At 67.9% G+C, this 18,722-nt stretch carries 15 protein-coding genes and 2 pseudogenes; 6 read left to right on the plus strand and 11 right to left on the minus strand.

All coding sequences use genetic code 11. The annotated features are described in order from the left end of the window. Positions 1 to 218: 218 nt before the first annotated feature. The 6 genes from GOALK_RS10570 to glf form a co-directional block, all read right to left on the minus strand. Positions 219 to 1,208 carry an alpha/beta hydrolase gene (locus GOALK_RS10570; protein WP_006358805.1) on the minus strand — a complete coding sequence of 330 codons (990 nt, stop codon included), beginning with the start codon at positions 1,206 to 1,208 and terminating at the stop codon, positions 219 to 221. A gap of 401 nt (positions 1,209 to 1,609) precedes the next feature. Further along, positions 1,610 to 3,691, minus strand: a complete 2,082-nt coding sequence (locus GOALK_RS10575) for an arabinofuranosyltransferase AftB family protein (protein ID WP_006358806.1) — start codon at positions 3,689 to 3,691, stop codon at positions 1,610 to 1,612. Then, positions 3,678 to 4,598, minus strand: coding sequence for a decaprenyl-phosphate phosphoribosyltransferase (locus tag GOALK_RS10580; RefSeq protein ID WP_006358807.1), 921 nt, complete (start codon positions 4,596 to 4,598; stop codon positions 3,678 to 3,680). Before GOALK_RS10580 ends, GOALK_RS10575 begins: the two co-directional genes overlap by 14 nt. Further along, the gene (locus GOALK_RS10585; RefSeq protein WP_040004119.1) at positions 4,595 to 5,353 is read right to left on the minus strand and encodes a phosphatase PAP2 family protein; all 759 of its coding nucleotides are present in this window, start codon (positions 5,351 to 5,353) and stop codon (positions 4,595 to 4,597) included. Before GOALK_RS10585 ends, GOALK_RS10580 begins: the two co-directional genes overlap by 4 nt. After that, positions 5,334 to 7,277 carry a glycosyltransferase gene (locus GOALK_RS10590; protein ID WP_006358809.1) on the minus strand — a complete coding sequence of 648 codons (1,944 nt, stop codon included), beginning with the start codon at positions 7,275 to 7,277 and terminating at the stop codon, positions 5,334 to 5,336. Before GOALK_RS10590 ends, GOALK_RS10585 begins: the two co-directional genes overlap by 20 nt. Next, complete coding sequence (gene glf / locus GOALK_RS10595; protein WP_006358810.1) at positions 7,278 to 8,486, minus strand: UDP-galactopyranose mutase; 1,209 nt, start codon at positions 8,484 to 8,486, stop codon at positions 7,278 to 7,280. It abuts the gene before it with no gap. A gap of 164 nt (positions 8,487 to 8,650) precedes the next feature. Between glf and GOALK_RS10600 the strand changes: the two genes are divergently transcribed. The 5 genes from GOALK_RS10600 to GOALK_RS10620 all read left to right on the plus strand — a co-directional run bounded on the left by GOALK_RS10600 (position 8,651) and on the right by GOALK_RS10620 (position 12,496). Next, complete coding sequence (locus GOALK_RS10600) at positions 8,651 to 9,358, plus strand: glycosyltransferase family 2 protein (protein WP_006358811.1); 708 nt, start codon at positions 8,651 to 8,653, stop codon at positions 9,356 to 9,358. Beyond that, positions 9,355 to 10,317, plus strand: a complete 963-nt coding sequence (locus tag GOALK_RS10605) for an acyl-CoA dehydrogenase family protein (RefSeq protein ID WP_006358812.1) — start codon at positions 9,355 to 9,357, stop codon at positions 10,315 to 10,317. Before GOALK_RS10600 ends, GOALK_RS10605 begins: the two co-directional genes overlap by 4 nt. Next, positions 10,314 to 11,096: a PIG-L deacetylase family protein gene (locus GOALK_RS10610; protein ID WP_006358813.1), complete on the plus strand. Its 783-nt coding sequence runs from the start codon at positions 10,314 to 10,316 to the stop codon at positions 11,094 to 11,096. Before GOALK_RS10605 ends, GOALK_RS10610 begins: the two co-directional genes overlap by 4 nt. Beyond that, positions 11,093 to 11,698, plus strand: a complete 606-nt coding sequence (locus GOALK_RS10615; protein WP_006358814.1) for a class I SAM-dependent DNA methyltransferase — start codon at positions 11,093 to 11,095, stop codon at positions 11,696 to 11,698. Before GOALK_RS10610 ends, GOALK_RS10615 begins: the two co-directional genes overlap by 4 nt. 111 nt (positions 11,699 to 11,809) lie before the next feature. Next, positions 11,810 to 12,496, plus strand: coding sequence for a GAF and ANTAR domain-containing protein (locus tag GOALK_RS10620; protein ID WP_006358815.1), 687 nt, complete (start codon positions 11,810 to 11,812; stop codon positions 12,494 to 12,496). Here GOALK_RS10620 and GOALK_RS10625 read toward each other — a convergent pair. After that, on the minus strand, positions 12,493 to 13,980 hold the full coding sequence (locus GOALK_RS10625; RefSeq protein ID WP_006358816.1) for a SpoIID/LytB domain-containing protein: 1,488 nt from the start codon (positions 13,978 to 13,980) through the stop codon (positions 12,493 to 12,495). The two genes, GOALK_RS10620 and GOALK_RS10625, sit on opposite strands and share 4 nt — an antisense overlap. Before the next feature lie 460 nt (positions 13,981 to 14,440). Here GOALK_RS10625 and GOALK_RS10630 point away from each other — a divergent pair. Continuing rightward, positions 14,441 to 16,032 (plus strand): annotated as a pseudogene (locus GOALK_RS10630) (peptidoglycan recognition protein family protein). Between the two features lie 7 nt (positions 16,033 to 16,039). Here GOALK_RS10630 and GOALK_RS10635 read toward each other — a convergent pair. The 4 genes and pseudogenes from GOALK_RS10635 to GOALK_RS10650 form a co-directional block, all read right to left on the minus strand. Continuing rightward, the gene (locus tag GOALK_RS10635) at positions 16,040 to 16,873 is read right to left on the minus strand and encodes a Cof-type HAD-IIB family hydrolase (RefSeq protein WP_006358820.1); all 834 of its coding nucleotides are present in this window, start codon (positions 16,871 to 16,873) and stop codon (positions 16,040 to 16,042) included. Continuing rightward, positions 16,870 to 17,267, minus strand: a pseudogene (locus GOALK_RS23445) (hypothetical protein). The gene GOALK_RS10635 and the pseudogene GOALK_RS23445 overlap by 4 nt, the downstream one beginning before the upstream one ends. Positions 17,268 to 17,284: 17 nt before the next feature. After that, positions 17,285 to 18,043, minus strand: coding sequence for a lysophospholipid acyltransferase family protein (locus GOALK_RS10645; RefSeq protein ID WP_006358822.1), 759 nt, complete (start codon positions 18,041 to 18,043; stop codon positions 17,285 to 17,287). A 35-nt stretch (positions 18,044 to 18,078) separates the two neighbouring features. After that, positions 18,079 to 18,693 carry a TetR/AcrR family transcriptional regulator gene (locus tag GOALK_RS10650; protein WP_006358823.1) on the minus strand — a complete coding sequence of 205 codons (615 nt, stop codon included), beginning with the start codon at positions 18,691 to 18,693 and terminating at the stop codon, positions 18,079 to 18,081. Positions 18,694 to 18,722: the final 29 nt, after the last annotated feature.

Raw genomic sequence — 18,722 nt, forward strand, 5'->3', positions numbered from 1 at the left:
GTCAGTCACAACTGCATCATCATTACCAAACGCCTCAGGAGTTTCTTACACGGAATCCGGCCCCGGTGTCCGAACGCCACGCTGTGACTCGTGGGATTTGTGTGACAGTTGATACCAAGAGGGGCCGGTGGCAGTTCGTCCCGGGAACACGACGACGCCCCGCCCGGGAATCCCGGACGGGGCGCCGTGAAGGCCGTGTCAGGCCGGTCTGTTGCCGATCAGCGGAAGAATCCGCGGTTCTTGGCGTTCCAGACCATGTCCTGCCAGTAGCCCCAAGCGTGCGTGCCATTGGCGTAGTACGTCATGAGCGGCACGCCCTGGACGAACGCGGCTGCCTCGAAGGCCTTCGACTGCGTGAACGCCAGCAGCTCCAGCGTCGAACCCTTGAACAGGTCGTCGAAGACGTTGGGCAGTGCGTTGTACCGGCCGAAGAGACCGTTGCCCGAGCCCACGAAGAGCTTCATGCCGCGCATGTTGCCGATGTTCCAGAAGGGATCGTTCTGGAACCAGCGGATGCTCCACGGCGGGCCCCACATGGCGTCGATGTTCCACGGCTTGGGATCGACGTCGAACATCGCCAGGCGCAGTGCGGTGCGCATACCCGGAGCGCTGAGGAAGTTGTAGCCCGACAGCGAGCCGGCACGGTCGAAGTGCTGGCGGTTCTGCGCGCCGATGACGAGGGCCGCGTTACCGCCCATCGACAGGCCCATGATCGCGTAGCGGTTCGACGGCCCGACGCGGAAACCGCGCTTGTCGAGGGCGCCGACCAGCGACCTGGTGATGGCGCAGTTCCAGCGGTACCGGTACTTCTGGCCGTTGAAGTTACTGGGTGCATCCCAGTCGGTGTAGAAGCTGGCCGGTCCACCGATGGGCTCGACGACGTTGACGCCGGATTTCACCATCTCCTGGACGTTGGTGTTGATCTCCCAGCCGCTGTAGTCGTACTGGGCGCGCATGCCGTCGAGCAGGATGACGGTCTTGTAGTTGCCCGGTCGCTTCCAGGCGCGGACCTTCACATCGGGCATTCCGCAGCCGTTGATGAAGAATTCCTGCTTGCCGACCTGCGTTCCGCCGATACGGGCGGTGGCCTGTCCGGCGACCACGCCGGTGAGACCCACAACTGTCAGCACGGCTACGAGTGCGGCGACCAGCCGGTTACCCGTCCGGCCGCGCGCAGGCTTGTTCGCCTGAGTGGCAGCTTCACGCATGTACAGAATCTCCCTCTTCGGCCGATCGGATCGGGGAGGTCTCGCCTCCCGCAGAACCCGACCGGTTCTTGTGCGTCTCACATCTCTCGTCGCCCGGCGCTGTGCGCGGCGCGACGATGGTTCCGAGCCGATCTCGCATGCGATTCGCCGTCGGCGAGCCTATTCGATGCCCCCGAGCGTGACAAACCTTGTGATAGCGATCACAACCCCCGCCACCGAGCGTGCCCCGGCACTTGCCACGACACCTCGGTCACGACCGGATTATCGACCTCTGACGCCGGGACGTTACCGATCCGAGATGTTCCGGGGCAAGTCCTCAGGGCAGAGTACGGGTTTTCTGCGGGTTTGTTTGGGTTCGTATGTGAGAGTCGCGCGCACCCGCGTGACCCTCGGATGTCCGACTAGTCCGGATTCACGGGCGGCGGCATCTCGAGTCCGCACCGGGCGATCTCGTACTCCGGTTCCCGCTGGATCCGATAGCTGTTGAACGTGAACGCCTGCTTCAGGTTGTGCTTGAAGCGGGTGAACGACCACGGTCCCTCGAAGGAGGCGAACCGGTCCTTCGTCTCGGGGCATTGCAGGGCCACCTGCGCCTGGCGGACGAGGTCCTCGTCGAGGTACCCCGGCAGGACCGGCTTGCGCGGGTAGGCCCCGGCCTCGGCGACGACCCATTCGCTGGGCAGGATCTTGTCGTGCCCGATACGGCCGTCCTCGAGCCGCTCGGTGTGAGCGGCGAGCGGGTACGCCAGACCCATCTGGTCGATGACGCGCACGTCGAGAGGCGCGTTCATGCTCGTCATGCCGAGATTGAGGAAGTAGACCGTCACCTTGCGCTCGGCCCCACGGGGCATCACCGCGGGCAGCTGCGCGACGTACCACTCGTCGTAGTTGAACGACGGCAGGATGACGCCGCCGTCCTCGCGATACTTGTCGATCTTCTCGACCATCGCGCTCATGCGCGGGTAGGCGAGGTAGTCCTCGGCGGTCACCGGGTTCTCGTTGCCCATGTTCGTCACGTAGAAGCGACGCTCGTCGACGATGCCGCTGCGTCCGATGTCGATGCCGGCATTGGGAAGCACGTTCGCGTGGGTGCTGATCCCCCAGACCAGGACGGTGATCCACAGTCCGGCCATGGCGACCGCACCGGCCAGTCCGACGCGGGTCCGGCGACGTTCGGCCGGGGACACCTCGACGGGTTCCGGATCGTCGTCGATGACGGACTTCTCCACGGCACGACGCCGGCCGAAGGCGGCACCGAGGTGCGCGGGGACCGTCAGCGGCACGACCATGAGCGGCAGCAGCGTCACGAACAGCGGCACGAGCAGCACGCGGCCGTGCATGAAGTCGCCGCCCTGGCGGATCCAGTAGACGATCAGGACGAGACCGGCGACGGCGACCACGGTCACCACGGCGGTCGACGACTGGAGCCGGGCCGACAGCGCGGCCGGCCGGGAGCGGTCGGTATCGGCCGTGCTCGCACCGGCATCCGCGCGTAGACGTGCGCCGACGATGAGGATCACACCGGCGACGACGGCCAGCACGACCGGCAGCACCAGAATGTACGGACCGAACAGGTTGGTCAGATAGGCGAAACCCTGCTCCCACTTGGCACCGCTGGCGTCCTTGGCGACCGCCGGGTTGGGGACCAGGAGGGCGTAGTAGCCCATCCGGAAGATCTGGTAACCCACCGGCAGGGCACCGGCGACGACGGCCACGCCGAGGCGCATCTTCCAGCCGAGCGGCGCGAAGAAGACCAGCACCAGCACCAGTCCGCCGAACACGGTGAGCTCGGGCCGGATCAATGGTGCGAGACCCGCGGTGAACGCGAGCGCGAGCGTCGCCGCCGAGGCCTTGCGCGTGGACTGAGGACCGCGTCGAGCCCAGGCGACGAGCTGACACCACAGGACGGCGGCCCAGAAGATACAGAGGCCGTTCTCCAGTCCGCTCGTCGCGAAGTCGCGGGCCGGGGGGATGGCGATGTAGATGATGGCGCCGAACGGGAGCAGCAGCGTCCAGCCGTCACCGGTGATGCCGCCCAGGCGGTTGCCGTAGAGACGTGCGCTGCCGTACATGGCGATCGGGATCGCGGCGACCGAGCACACCAGGGCCACCCAGAGGGCGACGTACTCGAGCTGGCCGTCGGTGACCCACGCCCAGAACCACAGCAGGTAGGTCCAGGCGGTCGAGGTGTTGGCCTCGACGCGTTCGCCCGCGTTGAACACCGGTCCGTTGCCCGCGAAGAGGTTCCGCAGCGTGCGCAGCACGATCAGACCGTCGTCGGCGATCCACCGCCGCTGCCAGGCCCCGATCGCGAAGAACGTGCTGACGGCGACTGCGCCGATCAGGAAACTGACCGCGGCGAGACGTCGGCGCGCCTTGTCGATGACGGGCGTGCCAGACGCCCGGGTGCCTTCTACCTCGGGTTCGTCGACGGAATCGATACCGACACCGTCGGTGGACTGCAGACCGTCAATTGACTGCATAGACCGCGACACCCACGCATACTAACCAGGCCACGGCCAGCAGCTGCAGTACACGGTCGCCGAGGGCGATCTCCTCGGGTTCGCCCGCCGCACCGCCGTCGACGTCGACCGCATAGCGAAGGATCGCGACCGTGAACGGCACCATCGAGATCGCGTACGCGACGTTGGTGTCATGGTCGGAGCCCTTGTCGAAGGCCCAGAGTCCGTAGAAGACGACGACGCCCGTGGCCGACAGCGTCCACACGAAACGCAGGTAGGTGGTCGTGTAGTACTCGAGCGCCTTGCGGATCTTGGCGCCGGTGCGCTCGGCGAGCTGCAGCTCGGCGTACCGCTTGCCGGCCGCCATGAACAGCGAGCCGAAGGCCATGACGAGCAGGAACCACTGCGACAGCACGATCTCGGCGGCGACACCGCCGGCGATCGCGCGCAGCAGGAATCCCGACGACACGATGCAGATGTCGATGACGGCCTGGTTCTTGAGGCCGAAGCAGTAACCGAGCTGGATGACCAGGTAGATCGCGATGACCACCGCGGTCTGCCAGTTCGCCAGGAAGGAGATGCCGATCGACGCGGCCAGCAGCACCGCTGCGAGGCCGTAGGCCAGCGGCACCGGGACCACGCCGGCGGCGATCGGACGGAACCGCTTGGTCGGGTGATTACGGTCGGACTCGACGTCCATCGCGTCGTTGACCAGGTAGATGCTCGACGCGGCGAGGCAGAACGCGACGAAGGCGATGCCCGCGGAGGCCAGCACCGAGGCGTCGGTGATGTTGCCCGCGGCCAGCGGCGCGGCGAGCACCAGGACGTTCTTCACCCATTGCCGCGGGCGGATCGCCTTGATCAGCCCGGCGGTCAGGTTCTTCGGGGGCCCGGCGACCTTCCCGTGCTCGATCGGCTCCTCGCTCATGCACTCTCCCTGTGTCGTGTCACCCGTGCGATGACGGGGGACGCGGCGAGTCGCAGCGGCCCGCCGGGCACCGCGGCCGTGAGGCCGAGCCGGGTCAGGACGCGCGCCGCGCGACGGGCACGTCCTGAAGCCGGAGCATTCCGGGTGGGTTCGAGCAGCACCTTATCGCCCGCGATGACCGCCGCTGCGCTCGCGGCACCGATCGCGGCACCCGCGGTGACGTCTGTCGGATAGTGAACGCCGAGTACGAGACGCGACAGGAGCATCGGCGGCACCAACGCGGCGGGCAGCACCCTGGCGTCCCAGCCGGCCGCCCGCCCGATGAGGATCGCCGCTGCCGTGGTCGAGGTGGCGTGCGACGACGGGAAGCTCAGCTTGCTCGGCGTGGACACCCCGATGTCGATGGCCGGGTGGGCCGGCCGGGGCCGGCGCACGATGCGCTTGATGATCACCGAGGCCGCGTGTGCGCCGAAGGCACCCACACCGGCTTCGATCCACAACTGCTGCGATCGCACATCGCCACGGGCACGCGCCAGCGTCCAGCCGGCGCCCGAGATCGCCAGCCAGCCCAGGGCGTGCTCGCCGAAGTGCGACAGACCGCGCGCCGCCGACCGCACACCCGGGCGGGAACCGATGCCCGTCTGGATGGCGACGAGGACCTTCTCCTCACCCGCGAGGGGCCTGGGGGCGTCGTCGGCCGGGAGCTTTGTCGACTCCTCAGCCTGCACGTCGGGACTACTCGATTCCGAAGACACCCGCCCAGCTCTCCTTACTGGTCAACTCACGATGTGCGGCGCGGTACTGCTGCTTCATGTCGCCGAACTTGTCCTGAAGTTCTTTGATCAGAGCGAAATGCTCACGCGCGAGCGCGATCATCTTCTCGCGATCACGCTGCCGGTACACCACTCCCCGACCGTCGGCCGTGGTGACGGTGACACCGTCGACGCGGCCGAGGGAGAACCAGCGCGCCTCGATCGGCGGGTAGTTCGCCTGCGGGACCTCGTGATGCCGCGGGTCGGCGGGGCGCGCGTTGTTGACGACGGCAGCGGCCAGCGCCTTGACCTTGCTGATCGGGTTCAGCGGGATCGAGGTACCCAGATGCGTTGCCTCACCGGAGGTTCGGGGCAGCTCGGTGGCCGACGGCAGCACGACGGCGTCCGGGAACTCCTTGCGCATCGCCGCGACCTTGGGCAGCGCGGTCGGCAGCAGGCTGCGGATGTGCTCGGGCCCGGCGAGGAAGTCGCGGATCGCCTCGTTCTGGATGGCGACCGTCGAATACTCGAGGCACAGAAGGTGTTTCGCGGTCGCCTTGGTCATCGAGCGGATGATGCCCTTGATCGGACCGTCATGGTGGATGGACGCGACGACGAGCCGGTTGCGCAGGTGGAAGTACGCCTGCCAGTCGATGGCGTCGTCCTTGTCGCTCCACGCCATGTGCCAGATCGCGATGCCCGGGATGGTGGCCGTCGGGTACCCGGCCTTGGCCGCACGCAGCGCGAATTCCCAGTCGTCCCACTTGATGAACAGCGGCATCGGCAGGCCGATGGTCTCGGCGCATTCGCGGGGGATCATGCACATCCACCAGCCGTTGCCCTCGACATCGATCCGGCGGTGCAGGTTCTTCGAGTTCTCACGATCCCGCAGCGGGTATTCGGAGAAGTTGTGGTCGTATTCGACGAACGGCGCAGCGGTCCACATGAAGGTGTCGCGGCGGATGACCTCGCCCATGCAGTGCAGGTGACTGCGGTCCTGCAGGTTGAGCATCTGCCCGCCGACGAGCATGGGGGACTTGGCGAATCGCGACATGGCGAGCGCGCGCAGGATCGAGTCGGGCTCGATGGCGATGTCGTCGTCCATGTAGAGGATGTACGGCGAATCGGTGAGTCGCAGCGCCTCGTACATGATGCGCGCGTAGCCGCCCGAGCCGCCGAGGTTGCCCTGGTCGAAGATGCGGAGCCGGTCCCCGAGAGCCGCGGCGGCCTCGGCGTACCCCGGCTCGTCGACGACCTTCTTGGTGCCCTGGTCGGGCATCATGACCGCGTCGATGACCTCGTCGACCATCGGGTCGGAGGTCAACGCGGCCAACGCGTTCACCGCGTCGGTGGGCCGGTTGAAGGTCGGGATGCCGACGGTGACGCGCTTGGTGTCGGCGTCGGAGGTCGGCGCGTCGATCGGCGAATACCAACCGGCGGAGACGATCTCGGTGTCGGTGTCAGTGGTGATGTCGAACCAGATCCAGCCACCGTCCTCGAACGGGCCGAGGTCGAGTTCGAATTCGACCACACCGCGGCCATGTTCGTCGGTGGCGATCAGGTCGCCGCCGATGCCGATGCGCGAGCCGTCGATCTTGGAGCGATACAGGTCGACTCGAGCGGTGCCGACCACCTCGATGCGCAGCACGACCGAGTCCAGGATGCTCCAGCGGCGCCAGTAGGCGGCCGCGAAGCCGTTGAAGTAGGTCTCGAAGCTGACCTCCGATTCGCCGCCGAGCAGCACCGAGGTCCGGCTCGGCGCATGCGCCCGCCGGTTGTTGGAGTCCGACTCGAGCAGGTACAGCGACCGCACGTCGAGCGGCTCACCCGCGCGCGGGAAGATGACGCGCTGCAGAAGGGATTTCGCCTTCGACGGCCCGATGCCCGCATCGGGGATCTCGGCCTGGTTCACGGGGGTCACCGTCATCTATTCGGCTCCTGCGGGGTCGGACACCAGCGGCGCACCGTCACGCAGATGCGGCGCCAGGGTGTTGTCGAACATGGTGAGCGCGCTGGCGATCGCCATGTGCATGTCGAGGTACTGGTAGGTGCCGAGACGACCACCGAACAACACGTTCGCACTGGCGGTCTCGGTCCGGGCGAGTTCACGGTAGGCCGAGAGCTTGGCCCGGTCGTCGGCGGTGTTGATCGGGTAGTACGGCTCGTCGTCGTCGTTGGCGAAGCGGCTGAACTCGCGCATGATGACGGTCTTGTCCGCGGGGTAGGAGTCCCGCTCCGGATGGAAGTGACGGAACTCGTGAATCCGCGTGTACGGCACGTCGGCGTCGTTGTAGTTCATCACCGGGGTGCCCTGGAAATCGCCGGTGTCGAGTACCTCGGTCTCGAAATCGAGTGTGCGCCAGCCGAGTCGGCCGGCCGAGTACTCGAAGTAGCGGTCCAGCGGGCCGGTGTAGACGACCGGTGCGTCCGGGTTCTGCTCCCGCAGCTCGTCGCGGACGGCGAACCAGTCGGTCGACAGGCGGACCTCGATGCGCTCGTCGGCGGCCATGTTCTCCAGCCAGGCGGTGTAACCGTCGACCGGCAAGCCCTCGTACTTGTCGTTGAAGTACCGGTTGTCGAAGGTGTACCGGACCGGGAGCCGGGTGATGTTGCCCGCGGGCAGCTCGGTGGGATCGGTCTGCCACTGCTTGGCGGTGTAGTGCTTGATGAACGCCTCGTAGAGCGGCCGCCCGATGAGGCTGATCGCCTTCTCTTCGAGGTTCTTGGCATCGGCGGTGTCGATCTCGCCGGCCTGCTCGGCGATCAGCTTGCGCGCCTCGTCGGGCGAGAAATAGCGACCGAAGAACTGGCTGATGAGGCCGAGACCCATCGGGAACTGGTAGGCCTGCCCGTTGTGCAGCGCGAAGACGCGGTGCTGGTAGTTCGTGAAGTCGGTGAACTGGTTCACGTACTCCCACACCCGGTCGTTGGAGGTGTGGAACAGGTGGGCGCCGTACTTGTGGACCTCGATACCGGTCGTCGGCTCGGCCTCGGAGTAGGCGTTGCCACCGAGATGGTTGCGCCGTTCGATCACGAGGACCCGCTTGCCCAGCTGGGTGGCCGCCCGCTCGGCGACGGTGAGACCGAAGAATCCGGAGCCGACGACGATCAGGTCAAAGCTGCTAGTGGTTGCCACGGGTCCTCAGGGTAACGGACCCTTCCTGATGATTCTCCGAGCCACGGTGGTCGCCGGGTAATGTTCGATCGTCGGTCTGCAGCCATCGGGCCGGTTCCTCTGCTTCTCGAGTAGTTCGGGGCACCGTGACGTCATCGCCTGAGTTGTCGGCACCCGTGGCTGCAATGCCACCTCCCGCGGTGGCGTCCGCCATCACGGACATCGTGGTCGTCGTGCCCGCCCACAACGAGCAGGTCCTACTCCCCTCCTGTCTCGCCGCACTCGACGCCGCGGTCGCGGGACTTCGGCAATCGGTGCAGGTGATCGTGGTGCTCGACTCCTGCGACGACGACTCCGCCGGTGCGGTACCCGACCACGTGACGACACTGCACGTGACCGCCAGGTGTGTCGGTGCCGCGCGGCGGGCGGGCTTCGCCGCGGCATCACCGACACCGGCCGACACCACCTGGTTCGCGACGACCGATGCCGACTCGGCGGTGCCGCCCGACTGGCTGCTCACCCACGTGGAGGCGGCGGACTCCGGTGCGGACGCTTTCGTGGGGATAGTCACTCCGGACGGCTTCGACGGATGGCCGCGGGGAATCGGGTCGATGTTCGACGCCCGCTACGACGCCCGACCCGGTCACCGTCACGTGCACGGGGCAAATCTGGGCATACGAGCGACCGCGTATGCCGCAGCGGGCGGATTCCGGGAGCTCGACGCGCACGAGGACGTCGACCTCGTCCGGCGGCTCGAGGATTCCGCCGTGCCGATCGTGTGGGGCGCCGATGCCCCGGTTCGTACGTCGACGCGACGGATCGGCCGGACCGTCGATGGTTTCGCCTCTTATCTTCGTGAACTCACCGATCAAGCTCCCGAGGCGTCCCGATGAGCACCGAAGCCGCCCGCGGGATCGTCGACTCCGCCGGGTTCGGCCTGCCGCGGCCCGGCACCGGTACGACGCTCGGGCGCTTCGCTGCGCTCACCCGCCTCTGCTCCGACGACATCAGCACCGGGCGGCTCGTCGAGGCGCACGCCGACGCCGACGCCATTCTCGGCGAGATCGTCGGCGGCGGGGTCCGTCCGGGCGAGTTCTGGGGTGTCTGGGCTGCTCAGCCGCCTGGGACGGGGGTCGACGCCCGGTCGGTCGCGGACGGATTCGAGCTCGTCGGCGTCAAGGAGTGGTGCTCGGGCGCGGGGGCGTGCACCCATGCGCTCGTCACGGCCGCGACGGCCGACGGCAATCGCCTGTTCGCAGTCGACCTGCGGCACCCCGGCGTGTCCACCGACTTCTCGTCCTGGCACGCCGCCGGCATGCGCGCCACCGACACCGGGACCGTCACCTTCGACTCGGTGCCCGCTACGGCAGTCGGTCGGGTCGGGGCGTATCTCGCCCGTCCCGGCTTCTGGCACGGCGGGATGGGAGTCGCGGCGTGCTGGTTCGGCGGAGCTCGGCGCGTCGCCCGACCGCTGTACCGCGCGGTGAGCCGTTCCGACGACCCTCTCCTGCGGATGCACGCGGGTGCGGTGGATGCACAGCTCGCGACCGGGTGGGCCGCGATCGAAGCCGCTGCCCGGCACATCGACGCCGATCCCACCGCTCCGTCGCAGCGCGAGGCATTCGCCCTGCGGTGGTCGATCGAACAGATCGCCACCGCCGTCATCGACCGGGTCGGTCGTGCGCTCGGCCCCGGGCCGCTGGTCGCCGATCCCGATCACGCACAGGCGGTCGCCGACCTCACCGTCTACATCCGGCAGTCACACGCCGACGCCGACCTCGCGGTTCTCGGGTCACTCGTCGACGAGAACATCCCGGGCCCCCTCGCGGATTCGTCGGAGGAGGATTCATGACCTCGGATGCCGGCAGCATGTCGGAACGTTTCGCCGCGACCCCGGTGGCAGAGACGGGAACCCCGGAGGCGGAGTGGCAACGCTGGTTCGCCACCCGGGGGCGGTGGCCGGGCGTCGACCTGTCGGTGGAGCGTCTCGTCGTGCTGTCCGCGCATCCCGACGACGAGGTGCTCGGGGTCGGGGCACTGATCTCCGCAGCCGCGCGCCGCGGGATCGAGGTGGTGACGGTGTGCCTGTCCGACGGAGCGGCGTCGCACCCGGGCTCGCCGACACTCACACCGGAACAGCTCGCCGGTCGACGGCGCACCGAACTCGATTCGGCGACAGCACTATTGGGCCTATCCCCATCGCGATGGTGCGGCCTCCCCGACGGCACCCTCGCCGAACACGAGGAGGAGGTCGAGGCGATCGTGTCCCGGGTGCTCGCCGAGAAACCGGACGTCGCCACCGGCCTGCTGGCCGTGTGGGCGCACGACGGCCACCCCGACCACGAGACGGTGGGCCGCTGCGCCCGACGGGTCGGCGACCGGTTCGGTGTGCCGTTGTGGATGTACCCGATCTGGATGTGGCACTGGGCAACTCCCGACGACCCGGCCGTCCCGTGGCATCGGGTGCAGACCTTCGACCTCGACGACGAGGCACTCGAGCGCAAACGTGCGGCGGTCGAGGCCTTCGTCACCCAGGTCGATGCACTGTCGGACGCACCCGAGGACGCCGTCGTCCTCGGTCCGCACATCCTGGCCAGATTGCTCCGCCATCGGGAGTTCGTGTTCGTATGAGACTGCCGGACAGCTACTTTCACGACATGTACGCGGGGAACGACGATCCGTGGGGATTCACCTCGCGGTGGTACGAACAGCGCAAGTACGCACTCACGCTCGCCGCACTGACCAAGCCGCGTTACCGATCGGCCTTCGAACCCGGATGCTCGATCGGTGTGCTCAGCGGGGGGCTGGCCACGCGGTGCGATCGGCTGATGTGCACGGACGTGAGCCCGCGCGCCGTCGACCTCGCCCGCCAGCGGCTCACCGGGCACCCGCACGTCGATGTCCGGGTCGGCGACATCGTGGCCGACTGGCCGTCGAAGCGCTTCGACCTCATCGTTCTCAGCGAGGTGCTGTACTACCTGGACAGGACCGCCCTCGCCGAACTGATCGCCCGGTTACCCGCGGCCCTCGCTCCGGGTGGGGAGGTCGTCGCCGTCCACTGGCGCTGGCCCGTCGACGAATATCCCCAGTCGGGTGACGACGTCCACGCCGCTCTGGCCGAGTCTCCGATGGTGGCCTCGACGTCGTACTCCGACACCGATTTCCGACTCGATGTTCTCCATTTGTCACCTGAACGGTCGGTTGCGCAACGAGAGGGACTCGTCAGTTCCTAGGGGTTATACGATCCGGCATAATAGATCCTCGACAAACGAGTGTTTCGTTTCCTGCGCTCAGCTGTCGGTCCGGCTGAGACGCGTGGAACGCGGTCTCTCGAGGAGGCAGGAGTGACCGAGGTGACGGATTTCTCGGCGCAGATGACGCGCATCGCCGGCGAGATGCGCAAACAGAGCGACGACACCGAGACTGCGGTGCGGGCGATGACCAAGTATGCGGTCGACGCCATCCCGGGCGCGGAGTACGCATCGGTGACCCTCGTGACCAACGGCGTCGTCGAGACCCCGGTGATCATCGGCGACCTGGGCGGCGAGGCCGACGAACTGCAGCGTGAGCTCGGCGAGGGGCCGTGCATCCGTGCCGCGGTCAACGACGTGACCGTGTGGATCGACGACATGCTGGTCGACGAACGCTGGCCGCGGTTCGCCGCGGAGGCCGCCGACATCGGCATCCGCTCGATGGCATGCTTCTTCCTCTACATCGACGGCGACGACTTCGGCGCGCTGAACCTGCACAGCACCCGTCCCCACGCATTCCCATCCGAGGCGCGCCTGCTGGGCGAATTGTTCGCCGCACATGCCGCGACCGCGTTCGGCGCCATCCAGGAGAAGCAGCAGCTCCGGGCGGCGCTCAGCTCGCGCGACATCATCGGTCAGGCCAAGGGCATGATTATGGAGCGCTACAAGCTCGACGCCAACGGCGCGTTCGCGCTGCTCGCCCGTCTGTCACAGGACACCAACACCAAGCTGGTCGATGTCGCGGCGCAGATCGTCGTAGCCGGGCCGGAGAGCTCCTAGCCGAGCCCGTCGTCCTTGGGGAACCCCAGCGCCGGGATGCCGCCGCGTTCCTGGAACTGCTCGAGACTCTTGCCGACCAGCACGCGCGGTCCCGTGGCAGGGGTGAAGAACATCATCCCCTTCTCGTAGACCTGCGTGACGCCCGCGGCGTCCGGGGTCAGCGACGGGAGCCCCATCGCCTCTCCGAGGGGGCCGGAGAGCCCGCCTAGGTCGGCGAACTTGCCGTCCATGGCCGACGCGGCGATCTCCAGGAACTTCGCGCCGCCGGGAATGATCTGGTCGACGAACTGCCCGAAGCTACCGAAGTCGAGTCCCAGTGAGGGCCCGGACGGTCCGGTGGGCGGCTTGACGATGCGCGGCGCCGGCTGGCCCTGCACGGTGAACCACGACGACTTCAGCTTCAGTTTGGTGCGTGCCTCTTCGCCAGAGACCTCGGAGGTTCCGCCGGAACCCACGGCACGGACCTTGACAGCGCGGCCGTGTTCGGCTCCGAGGCCGTTGGCCTCGACCACTTCGAAGCTCCGGAGAGCACCCACACCGAAGGCCGAGCCGATGGTGCCGGCCGAGACGGTCACGGTCCAGTTGTGATTGGGCGAGACCGTGTCACCCTCGTCGGGTACGGCCGGGAAGCGGCCGCCGGCCGAGAAGCCACCCGTCGAGGCGGAGAACTCGGTGAACGCGGGCTGGCCGTTCTGCAGCAGGATCTGGCCTGCGGTCGCGTCGGCCGCCACATTGGTCCGACGATCCTCGCCGGAGACGCCGCCGTACACCTGGGAGTTCTGGGTGTCGTCGATCTTCTTGCCGCCGGCGATCGCGGCGAGTGCATAGGTGCGGGCGGCGACGGCTTGCGCCTGCAGTGCCGCCGCGCCGCCGGAGTCGGCCCAGGCGGGCAGGCTCTCACGCGGGATGACGCCCTTGACGTAGTCGTCGATGTGGATGCGGTTGACCACGCGTCCACCTTCGAGGCCCAATGCGCCTCGGTAGGCCTTCTCGGAACCACAGAACTTGAGGAACTCGGCCGCGGGCCGGTTCGGCGCCATGCTCAGCGGTTCGACGAACGTGGCCGGGACGGAGCGGAGCACGTTACCGCCGCAGCCGCTGCGAATGGCGGCCGTGCCCCCGGACAGGCTGACCGCCTGTCCGGGAGCCACCGTCTGACCTCCGACGCGCATTCCGGCGTCCGCATGCACATTCACCGAGTTCTGACCCGTGAGGGCCACGATGATCTCGGGCCTGTCCACCTTCCCCGCGGTGGTTCCACCGTAGAAGTGACGCAGGATCTGCTGTGCCGACCAGCCCTTACGGGCGTAGCCGTACGCACCCCATTGCCCCATTCCGCGGCCGTGGCCATGACCGTGCCCGATCAGCGTCACCGTCGACCCGACCGAAAGCTCGACCCCGGGGGTCGATTCCGTCGAACTCGCGGCAACGAGTCCTCCGGCCAGCAGTGCGGGCGCGAGCCCGGCCGCGGCCCAGGTCAGCAACTTTCCGCGAGTCCGTGCGGGCCGGGAGCCGGTCGCCGGCCTCCCCGGCAGGAGCCGTCTGGGTCGGGCTTCGTTCACTACAGAACACATCCTTCGGTCGCGACGACACCAGCCTCAGAAGTTCCAGCAAGCTGCAACTTTCACTCAATCGTGGCCGATGTGACGATTGGGACTTAAGTGACATTAGTGAACCTCATTCGCGTTCACCAAGTCGAGCAGATCACAACCGGATCACGAGTTGTCTCCCGGATCGTGACCTCATGAATATCACCAGTAACACAGGCCTCATAAGTAACAAGAGAGTCACGAGTGGTCAGACGTCGGCGTGTGTCATGTCCACGAAGCGCCGATCCGCATCACGATGGCGGCCGACACCGAGCACGCCTCGACGCCCGCCCGGCGCGCGAGGCTGCACACATCGCATCGATGACCGGATCCCCCCTCCGGCGAGGAGACCCCAGTGCGTTACCCCCGACCGAAGCATTCGATCGCTCTCGCGGCCATCGCCGCGGCGGTCGTCGCGAGTCCGTTCGCGGTGATCGCGAGCACCTCAGGCCCGCAGGCCGGCGACACCCGGCTCGTCGACAACAAGCAGAAGATCTCCAACACCGAGATCGAACAGGTACCGATGCGTGAGCTGCCCGCCGCCATCCTCGATGTCGCGTCCTCGGGCCTCGCCGCCGCCGGCGTCACGCTGCCGGAGATCGATCCCGATGCGTTCCCCTCCCCGATCTGACGGTCCCGCTGCCGAAGGGGATCGTGCCGAGCGCTTCCCGCGATTCGAGCACCACCGAGTCGAGCACCACCGAGTCGAGCTCCCCGGAGACCACTTCCGCCGAGGCGCCCGTGCCGACAACCGAATCGGATCCGGCTTCCGCACCGACGAGCACCACTCCCCCTCCCGTGACGACGATGCGTGACGGGCGCGAGGTGGGTGCCGCGGTGACGCACATCGTGCGCGAGGACCCCATCAAGATGGTCGCCTTCACCTGGGACCGCCCCGTCGACGTCGACCTGAAGCTGCGCGCGAAACAGCCCGACGGGAAGTGGAGTCCGTGGACGGTCTTGGAGCAGATCTCGAAGGGCGGCGCCCCGAGTGCCGAGAAGCCGGCGGGCACCGAACCGGTGTGGGTCGGCGATGCACGTGAGGTGCAGGTCGCCGCGTCGAAGGACGGTCTGGCGATCCCGGCCGCCGAGACCCAGGGCGGCGACCTCGCGCAGCTGGCCGTCGGCTCCGCGAGCGAGATCGTGACGAAGCTGGCCGAGACGGCTCTCAACACCCTCAAGGCGACCCTGATCAGCCCCGAGGGGCTGCTGTCGCTGGGCTCGTCGCTGCTGTCCCCGCTGACCGGCGGACCGCAGGTGGTCGCACGCCAGCAGTGGGGTGCGGACGAGGGAATCCGCTGCTCGCAGCCGGTGTACTCGCCGCAACTCAAGGGCGCGATCGTGCATCACACCGCGGGCAGCAACGACTACACACCGCAACAGTCGATCGAGATCGTGCGGGGCATCTACGCGTACCACGCACAGAGCCTGAACTGGTGCGACATCGGCTACAACGTGCTCGTCGACAAGTACGGACAGATCTTCGAAGGCGCGTTCGGCGGACTCGACCGCAACGTGGAGGGCACCCACACCGGCGGATTCAACAAGGACACGGTCGGCCTGTCGTTCATCGGCAACCTGGAAGAGGTGCCGCCCACCGCGGCGGCAGTGGCCGCGGCCGGACGGTTCCTGCGCTGGCGGCTCGGCAAGGCCGGTCTGAACCCTGCGGGCACCGCGAACCTCAGGTCAGAGGGTTTCGCGGGCACCAAGTTCGCGGCCGGGACTCAATCCAACCTGCCGATGATCTCCGGCCACCGCGACTACAACAGCACCAGCTGCCCCGGCGTGCACGGCTACTCGGCGCTGGAGCAGGTCCGGGCGCTGGCAGGTGGCGCTGCGCCGGCCCCGGAGGCGACGCCCGAAGCGACACCGGAAGGAGCACCTCCCGCCGAGCCGGGAGCACCCGCACCGGCACCGGCACCGGAAGCCGCCCCACCCGCCGCCTGAGCGGGCGTCAGCCGAACCAGCGCTCGAGAACTTTCGCGACGCCGTCGTCGTTGTTGCCGACGGTGATCTCGTCGGCGGCGTCGAGCGCGGCCTGATGACCGTGTCCCATGGCCACGCCATGGGATGCCCACGTGAGCATCTCGACGTCGTTGGGCATGTCGCCGAAGGCGATCAGGCCGTCGCCGGGGAGACCGGTGGCCTCACAGAGACGCGCGAGTCCGGACGCCTTGTGCGTACCGGGCACCGACAGTTCGACGAGCCCGTTGTCGGTGGAGAACGTCACCTGGGCGAGGTCGCCGACGAACGGCTGCAGCCGCGCGGCCATCTCGCCGCTCGGCATGTCCGGTTTGCGCACGAGCAGCTTCACCGCCGGTTCGCTGAACACCTCGTCGTCGCCGACCTCGACGTGATCCGGGTTCAGCCAGGCGTGTTCGTAACCGGCGCTCGCGACGAACGGCGGCGTCGCCGCGTCGTGCGCCGACCGGCCGGCACGCTCGGCGGCGATGCCACACCCCGGGATCTCCTGGTAGGCGATCTCACCCAACTTCACGAGGGCGTCGGGTTCGAGATTGGCCGACCACAGGACCTGGTCGTGCTCGGCGTCGTAGATGATGGCGCCGTTGGCGCACACCGCGTACCGGACGAAGGCATCGGTGTCGGCGAACTGGTCGGTGATCTCGGCGATCCACCGGGGCGGGCGACCGGTCGCGAGCACGAACTCGACGCCCGCCGCACGGGCCGCCGACAACGCGGCCACGGTTCGCGACGACACCCGGTTGTCGTCGTCGATCAGTGTCCCGTCCACGTCGCTGGCGATGAGGGTGGGTGGACCGAATGTCATCTGTTTCCTCTGTCTCGAGCCTGGTAGGCCTCACGTTGTTTCTCGGCCGCCTTGCGGGCGCGGGCCTCGGCTTTGCGGAGCGCTTCGTCGGCCTCGATGACCGCGGCCTCCGGTGGTGTCGGGGCCGATCCGCCGAGCCGTGCCGGTACCCAGAACTCGCCCGCCGGGTGCGGGCCGTAGGCGTCCTGGACCTCGTGGAGCATGGAATCCACGCGGCCGGGATGAAGTCGACGTAGCCCGTGTGGTTGATGCACAGCACCGCGCCGCCGACCTCCGGGATGTTCTGGACCCCGGTGAAGTGCAGGTCGAGCGCCTGGGCGCGGACGAGCGTGTTCGCGATGATCTCCAGGGTCCGGTAGACCGGCTCCCGTCCTCGACGCGGCCCGCTGCTCATTCCTCCAAGGTTAACGGTCAGCGGTTGTCACGCTGAGCGCGCTTGGCGGCGCGTTCGGCCTGCTCCTCGGCGTCCATGCGGTTCGCCTCCTCGAGCGTCGGTGCCGACCCGCCGAGGCGTGCGGGAACCCAGAACTCACCCTTGGGGTGCTCGCCGTAGGCGTCCTGCAGTTCGAGCAACTTCGCGCTCATGACCTCGTGCAGCTTCGCGGTGAGGGCGTCGGGATCGCCGGTGGGCTCGAGCGCTTCGCAGACCCCGATCGAGATCGGGTAGCCGGTGCGGCCGAGCTGCTTCGGATGTCCCTTGGTCCACACGCGCTGGGCACCCCAGATCACGGTCGGGATGATCGGCGCACCGGACTCGATCGCCATGCGTGCCGCACCCGACTTGAACGCCTTCAGCTCGAAGCTGCGGCTGATCGTCGCCTCCGGGTAGACGCCGACGAGCTCGCCGCGCTTGAGGTACTCGACCGCGGCCCGGTAGCTGTCCGCACCGGCGGTACGGTCGACGGGGATGTGCTTGAGCGAGCGCATGATCGGGCCGGAGATCTTGTTGTCGAAGACCTCTTTCTTCGCCATGAACCGCACCTTGCGACGTCCCTGCAGATGGGCGGGGATGCCGGCGTAGGTGAAGTCGAGGTAGCCGGTGTGGTTGATCGCGACGACGCCGGGGCCCTCGGCCGGTACATGCTCGACGCCCGACACCTTGAACTTGAGACCTTCGGCCAGCCACAGCAGGCGGGCGGCGGTGATCACGGTGTCGTAGACGGGTTCCATGCCGGAAAGCTTAACCAGTGATCGGACGCGGCAGGTCAGGCCTGGTCGGCACCGATGCGGGTGACGGCGAACACGAGGTCGACGGCGGCGTCGGAGAGCTGTTCGGGCGTGAGGGCGAGTCGGCCGTCGATGTGGTCGAGGTAGAGCGCCACGAGTGCCCCGGTGAGCGCCGAGGAGATCACCGCGACGCGTTCGGGGGCGAGTGAGTTCTCGTCGGTGACCATGGCCAGGACGGCCTGGACGAATCCGGGCACGGTGGCGGCACGATGGGCGCGGAGGACGTCGTCGGCGAGCGGTTCGCGCAACAGGATGCGAGCCCGCCCCGGCTCGTCCTGGAAGAACTCGCGAAAGCCCTCGAGCAGCGCACGGACGTTTCCCCGCCGGTCGGCGGGCCGCTCGATGACGGCGATCCGAGCGAGGAGTTGTTCGGTGACGCGGTCGTACACCGCGGTGACCAGCTCCTCGGTCGAGGAGAAGCTCTCGTAGAAGTAGCGGGGGCTGAGGCCGGCCTCGCGCACGACGGCCCGCATCGTCACCGCAGCGGTACCGCCGGTGCCCAGCAGGGTCTCGGCGACGGCGAGCATCTGCTCGCGCCGGTCGGTGGACCGGTCCTCGAGCGTCTGCCCGCGCCACAGCTTGGGAGAACTCATGTGTTCATCGTCGCATCTGCGCGCGGCGG

Origin of the sequence: Gordonia alkanivorans NBRC 16433 (assembly GCF_000225505.1) — a bacterium.
GTDB classification, from domain to species: domain Bacteria; phylum Actinomycetota; class Actinomycetes; order Mycobacteriales; family Mycobacteriaceae; genus Gordonia; species Gordonia alkanivorans.

What these genes read in the sequence shown, in the direction of transcription:
- GOALK_RS10575 (WP_006358806.1), bottom strand. Translation starts at nt 3,691, where the DNA reads ATGCAGTCAATTGACGGTCTGCAGTCCACCGACGGTGTCGGTATCGAT.
- GOALK_RS10580 (WP_006358807.1), bottom strand. Translation starts at nt 4,598, where the DNA reads ATGAGCGAGGAGCCGATCGAGCACGGGAAGGTCGCCGGGCCCCCGAAG.
- GOALK_RS10570 (WP_006358805.1), bottom strand. Translation starts at nt 1,208, where the DNA reads ATGCGTGAAGCTGCCACTCAGGCGAACAAGCCTGCGCGCGGCCGGACG.
- GOALK_RS10590 (WP_006358809.1), bottom strand. Translation starts at nt 7,277, where the DNA reads ATGACGGTGACCCCCGTGAACCAGGCCGAGATCCCCGATGCGGGCATC.
- GOALK_RS10635 (WP_006358820.1), bottom strand. Translation starts at nt 16,873, where the DNA reads ATGACATTCGGTCCACCCACCCTCATCGCCAGCGACGTGGACGGGACA.
- GOALK_RS10615 (WP_006358814.1), top strand. Translation starts at nt 11,093, where the DNA reads ATGAGACTGCCGGACAGCTACTTTCACGACATGTACGCGGGGAACGAC.
- GOALK_RS10650 (WP_006358823.1), bottom strand. Translation starts at nt 18,693, where the DNA reads ATGAGTTCTCCCAAGCTGTGGCGCGGGCAGACGCTCGAGGACCGGTCC.
- GOALK_RS10610 (WP_006358813.1), top strand. Translation starts at nt 10,314, where the DNA reads ATGACCTCGGATGCCGGCAGCATGTCGGAACGTTTCGCCGCGACCCCG.
- GOALK_RS10605 (WP_006358812.1), top strand. Translation starts at nt 9,355, where the DNA reads ATGAGCACCGAAGCCGCCCGCGGGATCGTCGACTCCGCCGGGTTCGGC.
- GOALK_RS10600 (WP_006358811.1), top strand. Translation starts at nt 8,651, where the DNA reads ATGCCACCTCCCGCGGTGGCGTCCGCCATCACGGACATCGTGGTCGTC.
- GOALK_RS10645 (WP_006358822.1), bottom strand. Translation starts at nt 18,043, where the DNA reads ATGGAACCCGTCTACGACACCGTGATCACCGCCGCCCGCCTGCTGTGG.